This is a genomic window from Microcoleus sp. S13_C5 (assembly GCF_036700845.1).
In the GTDB taxonomy this organism is placed as follows: Bacteria; Cyanobacteriota; Cyanobacteriia; order Cyanobacteriales; family Microcoleaceae; genus Microcoleus.
The window spans coordinates 1-1,809 of the sequence record NZ_JAUBPR010000268.1 but is presented as its reverse complement, the minus strand read 5'-3'; the positions used below and the strand labels follow the sequence as shown (position 1 = coordinate 1,809).

Below are 1,809 nucleotides of genomic sequence, written 5' to 3'. Positions count from 1 at the left end.
TTCTTTGAACACAACTTGATATTTTTTATTATATCATATTAGTTGTTTGTGTAATTAATTTTGTTTGACTACTTAAAATCGCGCAAGTCTATATGCAAGATGCCCATTATTGTTATCTTCGCTGGGGTGCAACAGCTAAAGTTAACGATTTAGATACGCGCTATCCTCAGTTATTACAAAGAAAGCCCTCGAACAGGGGAACACTTAGCACAAAAATATCCACGCCGCCTACCACAACAGGAAGTAGCACTTCTTCTGAGCTGGATTTGACCACAGTCATGAAAGCTTCACAAACCCTATCTGAAGAAATTGTGCTAGATAAATTACTGGCAAAATTGATGCGGATTATTATTGAGAATGCCGGAGCGCAAAAGGGCTTTTTGATTCTGGAAAAGAAGGGAAAATTGCTGATTGAAGCTGAGGGTTCTGTGGATGAAGATAATGTGACTGTGTTGCAGTCAATCCCCGTCCAGTCTGTATGGCAACCTAATGATAAACTTCTAATGTCTCACACAATTGTTAACTATGTGGCTCGCACGCAGGAAAGTGTAGTCTTGAACGATGCTGCTAATGACCCTAAATTTGCTCATTCCCCCTATATCAAAGTACATAAGCCTAAATCAATTTTGTGCTTCCCTCTCCAACATCAAGGTAAACTGGTAGGAATTATCTATTTAGAAAATAATCTAACCACAGAGGCTTTTAGTCCCGATCGCGTAGAACTCTTAAATCTGCTTTCCTCTCAGGCAGCAATTTCCATTGAAAATGCCCGTCTCTACAATAATCTCACCGAACTCAACCAAGCTTTTGAGCGCTTTGTCCCCCGTCAATTTCTCCAAATTTTGGATAAAGAGAGCATTATTGATGTTAAATTAGGCGACCAAGTTCAACAGGAAATGTCGGTACTCTTTTCCGATATTCGGGACTTCACAACTTTATCGGAAAGTATGAACCCTCAAGACAATTTCAAATTTATTAATTCCTATTTGTCTCACATGGAGCCAGCTATTACTGAAAATCAAGGATTTATTGATAAATATATTGGCGATGCAATTATGGCTCTATTTAGTGGCGAGGCAGATAATGCAGTGAAAGCAGGAATTGATATGCTGCATCGTCTTACCGAATATAATCAACATCGCACCGCTTCTGGATTCGTGCCGATTAAGATTGGCATTGGCATCAATACAGGTTCTTTAATACTCGGTACGGTTGGGGGAAAAAACCGGATGGATAGCACGGTGATTAGCGATGCTGTAAATTTAGCCTCGCGGATAGAAAGCTTGACTAAACAATATGGCATTTCGATGTTAATTAGTCACCACACTTTCCAGTCTTTGCCAGATTCTAACCAGTATGCTATCCGTCTTATCGATCGCGTAAAAGTTAAAGGAAAATCAAAAACGGTATCGATTTTGGAAGTTTTCGATGCCGACCCGCCTGAGACTTATGAGGGCAAGGTAGCCACGAGAACGCTATTTGAAGAAGCTTTGATACTCTACCATTGGCAAAAGCTTAGAGATGCTGAGCGATTATTTGCTGAGTGCCTGCGCCACAATCCTACAGATAAAGTGGCTAAAATTTATCAACAGCGGTGCACTCAACCCGATCGGTACTAATGATGCGTTAGCTCAAAAGGGGTTGTTGCTGTCGTTGTTGTAATAGCCAATTCGATTAATCGTCTTAAAGCTTTTTGAGCCGACTTATAGCTGGGAGCTTGTTTGCCTCTCTTCATTGGTGACAAGTTAAGAAGAGCGCTCGAAAGTCAAGAGGGACTTTCTCTACAAGCTCAAATGTGTGAAACTCAGA

Annotated in this window: 1 pseudogene; it reads left to right on the top strand. The window is 40.6% G+C overall.

Features of this window, described 5'->3' with window-relative positions:
- Positions 1-92: 92 nt before the first annotated feature.
- A pseudogene (locus tag QUA04_RS29500) lies at positions 93-1,619 on the top strand (adenylate/guanylate cyclase domain-containing protein); the annotation flags it as partial.
- Positions 1,620-1,809: the final 190 nt, after the last annotated feature.